Here is a 4,420-nt window from a genome sequence, read left to right as displayed (position 1 = left end):
CGGACATGAGGGCGAGCAGGCAGGACCGGAGACCCGGCGCCAGCGCATCCCCACCCCCGGCGCCAGCCAGACAGCCAGCTCAGGCAGCCCAGCCAGCTCAGCCAGCTCAGCCAGCTCAGCCGGCAGCCACAAACAAGAGTCAGCCAGTTACAGGCTCCCGCACGCCGCAACCTGCATCTGGCCCACTTATCCGGCCGGGGCAGGGCCGGCAGGGCAGGGAGGGCCGGCAGGACAGGCAGGGTAGGGCCGGCAGCAGGGCAGGGCAGGGCAGCGCAGCGCAGCGCAGCGGGACGAGCGTGCTCAGGGGCGCTCAGGAACCTTCCGGCAGGTTCGCAAGCTGCACGACCGCAGGGGCCTCACCGCGCCGCACGTACTTGCCGCGGCCAGCGGGCATCCGCTCGGCGTAGAGGCGGGGCGCGATCTGCCCCTCGCTGCGGTCCCCGGAGAGCAGGAGCAGCGCGCCACCGGTGTCTCTCGTGCTCTGCAGGAACGGCGCGTACATGGCGCGGGTCGAACCGGCGACGGGCCTCGTGACGACGATGTGGATGCCCAAGTCGCGCGCCGCGGGCAGGTGCGGCACAAGCGCCCCGAGCGGATCAGTGCCGCCGGCCGCGACGATGTCGTAGTCGTCGACGAGAAGCACCACTCGCGGCGTCTTGCGCAGCTGCTCCGCGGTGCGAGATGGCCGCTCGGCGAGCTCACTCGCGATAGAGGCGGCGAGTCCGCTCGCCTGCGCCGCAGACTTGGCGTGCGCCGCGAGGTACTCGTCCGGGATGACGCTCGGCACCTTGCCGCGCGGGTCGACGACGGCGATCGCGAGCTCGTCCGGCGTGAACCGCGCGATGAGCCCCCTCGCGATCACGCGCAGGGCCGTCGACTTCCCGCTCTTCGCGTCGCCGAGCACAACAAGGTGCTGGTCGGAGTCGAGGAAGTCCCAGAGCGCCGTGTCCATCGTGTCCTGGCGGAGTCCGAGGGGCACTGCCGTCGGCTCGTCTGCCGCATCCGGGAGGCTCGACGGGTCGATGGTGCCCGGCAGGAGGCGGATGGGCGCTGCGGCCGGCCCGCTCCACGACTCAGCGACGCGGGCCGCGAGCTCCTCGAGAGCCTCCCCGACCTGGTCGGGGTCGACAGCTTCGAGCGTCGGCAGCGCGAACTGGGCGAGCGTCTTGGCGTCCGTGAGGGCGCGCCCGCGCGCATCCGGAGGCACGGACTTCGCGAGCTTGCGGTCGATGGCGGAGTCGGCTGGGTCGTTGAGGCGCAGCTCGATGCGCGTCCCGAAGAGCGACTGGTGGGCCATGCGCAATTCGCTCCACCGGCCGAGGGTCACAACGAGGTGGATGCCGTAGCTCGACGCCTGCAGCATGAGCTTCGTGAACGGGCCGTCAAGGTGCTCGAAATCCTGTCGCAGCGCGCCGTAGCCGTCGACGAGCAGCACGATATCCGCCGTCGGCAGCTCCGGCAGCTCGCCGGCGGCATGCATGGCGCGCAGCTGGGCCGTGCTGTCGATGCTGTGACGCTTGAAGAGCTCCTCGCGCATCCGGAGCATCGCCGTGAGCTCCTCGACGAGGCGCACCAGCCTCGAGTCGTCGCCTCGAGCCGCGACACCTCCCACGTGCGGGAACGCCTCGAGCCTGCGCAGGCCGCCTCCCGTGAGGTCCATGCCGTAGATGCCGACGGCTCCGGGCGAGCCGCTCAGCGCGAGCGACGCGGCGATCGTCCGCAGGGCCGTGCTCCGGCCGGACTGTGGGCCGCCGATGATCGCGACGTGACCACCCGACTTCGTGAGGTCGAGCATCCACGGCTCCTGCCGTTGGTTCGCGGGCTCGTCCTCGACGCCGACGACGATGCGCAGCGGATGCCCGCCCCCGTGAACGGCCGTGCCGTGCGCCTCATCCGTCCCGCTTCCGGCGTTCGCAGCCGCGTCGGTCTCGGTCTCAGAGCCGGCGGCGAACGCTTCGCCGAGGGAGATGCGTTCGCCGAGCGGCGGCAGCCAGACCGGCCTGACCTTCTTCGGCCTGTCGAGCTGCGCGACGAGGTCGTCGACGAGCGTGCGGCGCGTCTCGGGGGCGCGCAGCACAAGCGGCGCGTCCGGGTCTCCCCCGCTCTCGATGCCGTTGTACACGGGGATCTCGACGACGGCGGGATGCTCGTCCTCGGTCGCAGGGCGTGCGTCCGCCAGCTCGTCGACGGGACCTGAAACGTAGCCGGCGTGGAAGCGCTGGTAGACGCTCGTGTCGACCTTCAGGTAGCCGTAGCCGGGGATGGGCGGCAGGTGGAACGCGTCGCCGGATCCGAGCACCACCTGCGACTCGGCCTCGCTGAAGGTGCGCAGGCCAAGCCGGTAGGACAGGTACGTGTCGAGTCCGCGAAGCTTGCCGCCCTCGATGCGCTGGCTCGAGAGCAGCAGGTGCACGCCGATGGAGCGCCCGATGCGGCCGATCTGCAGGAAGAGGTCGATGAAGTCGGGCTCGGCGGTGAGCAGCTCTCCGAACTCGTCGATGACGACGAACAGGTGCGGCATGGGCGCCAGCTCGGGTCGGGTTCGGCGCAGCTCCCGGTAGTGCGAAATGGACGGCGAGGAGTCGGCGGCCTTCAGCAGCTGCTGCCGCCGCACGACCTCCCCTTGGAGTGAGGCCTTGGCGCGCACCGTGAGCTGCGGATCGTCGGCGAGGTTGTCGATGAGGCCAGCCAGATGCGGGAGGCCCTCGAACGGAGCAAACGCGGCGCCGCCCTTGTAGTCGACGAGGATCATCGCGAGGTCTTCTGGCGGGTGCGAGACTGCAAGCGACAGGATGAGCGTTCGCAGCATTTCGGACTTGCCGGAACCCGTCGCGCCGATGCAGATGCCGTGCGGCCCCATTCCCTGCTGCGCGCTCTCCTTGAGGTCGAGGTGCACGGGGCGGCCCTGGTCGTTGACGCCGAACGCGACGCGCAGGAACTCGGAGGGCTGCCGCGGCGCCCAGGCAAGGTCGAGCGCAACCGGCTTGTCGAGGCGCACGCCGAGGATCTCCGCGATATCAGCGGCGGGCCCTTCGTCGTCGCGCGCTCCCGCGGCCGCGAAGGTGCGTTTCGCGGCGAGGGTGCGGGCGAGCGCGTCAAATCCGGTCGAGGTCAGTTCGTCCGCGTCGAACGTGAGGGTGCGCTGCTCGCTGCCGCCCGCGTGGTGGGTGAGGGTGGCGCCGCCCTCCGGACTGAGCTCGATGCGCACGTCGACGTCGTCCGGCTCGTGCAGCCGCTCGTCGATGAGGTGGATGACGGTCACGCCGATTTCGCTCGGCGTGTAGCTGCGGTCCGGCAGTTGCAGCGGCCTGGCGGGCTCGCCGTGGCGGTCGTCGATGACGACGAGGCTCGACAGCGCGGCCGCCTTGCCGCCACGACGCCTCGCGGCAGCTGCCGTCTGGGTCCGGTCGAGGAGTTCGCTGCCGATCACGGCGGCAAGCTGACGGAGGTCCGACGCGACGCGACGCGCCGGCACGGGGCCGTCGAACAGGCGCGGGTTGATGGCGTGCGGCAGCAGATCGAATCCGCGCCAGTCGGCGCCGCGATCAGAGGTGAAGGCAGCCGCGAGCTGCACGTCGTCCGGAAGCTGGTGGCTTGCAAGTTGGGCCACGAGCCCCCGCGCGAGGGGCACGGTGCGTTCGCGCGGGCCGATGATGGCGACGACGGACGCACCCCGCAGGTCCGCGATAGCGGGCATGCCAGGGATCTCGCCGTGTGTCTCGGCGAGTAGCTGCGCCTCCCGCAGGAGGATGGGGTCGGCCGGTTCGGTGGGCGTGTCCTCAGCTGCGACTCCGAGCTGGAACCACGGCACAGTAGCCGTGCCGACGCGGGCCTGCAGGTGGTCGGGGTCACCTCGCCGCCGGTCCCAGAGGCGGGCCGGGTCGTGCACCAGCGAAACGAGACCGGTGCGGTCGGGATGCACGAGCCTGGCCGCGTGCGCGGCCGCCGTCGCCTCCTCGCGCAGCTCGATGCGCTGGCGTTCGAGGTAGTCGAGGTAGCGCTTGCGACGGATGCGCAGCGCTCGTCCGGCCCTGCCCCGCGCCGAGATGGCGAAGCCGACGCCGGAGACGATCGCGACGACGAACACGATTCCGGCGATGAAGAGGAACAGCGGCTGCCCGTTGCGCATGACGACCATCATCGTGACGGACGTCAGCGCACCGACGACCGGCAGCAGGAACTGGAACGGCGTTGCGGTCGCCTCGTCGCTCAAGGTCGGCGGTGAGGCGAGCTGCCGTGGCTCCGGCGGCGAGGCCGGAAAGACGGTGCGGGTGGGCCGGTGGGCGTCGCGGATGCTCATGACCGTCTCCCCTCTCGTCTGGAATCCGGGGCGGCCGGGTCTCGTCTGGCCTCCGACGCGGCCGGGCTGGAGATCGGTTGGCTCGGCAGCGGCCGACAGAAGGCCGCCGGGCACACGGGC

The 4,420-nt window shown here is 71.3% G+C and carries 1 protein-coding gene; it reads right to left on the bottom strand.

Annotation, left to right across the window (positions count from 1 at the left end; translation table 11 throughout):
• Positions 1-310: 310 nt before the first annotated feature.
• Complete coding sequence (gene eccCa / locus C5B85_RS18490; RefSeq protein WP_104287499.1) at positions 311-4,300, bottom strand: type VII secretion protein EccCa; 3,990 nt, start codon at positions 4,298-4,300, stop codon at positions 311-313.
• Positions 4,301-4,420 lie beyond the last annotated feature (120 nt).

It is taken from the genome of Pseudoclavibacter sp. AY1F1, from assembly GCF_002931075.1.
In the GTDB taxonomy this organism is placed as follows: domain Bacteria; phylum Actinomycetota; class Actinomycetes; order Actinomycetales; family Microbacteriaceae; genus Pseudoclavibacter.
The sequence above is the reverse complement of the archived record's forward strand: the minus strand, read 5'-3'. Positions and strand labels throughout refer to the sequence as shown.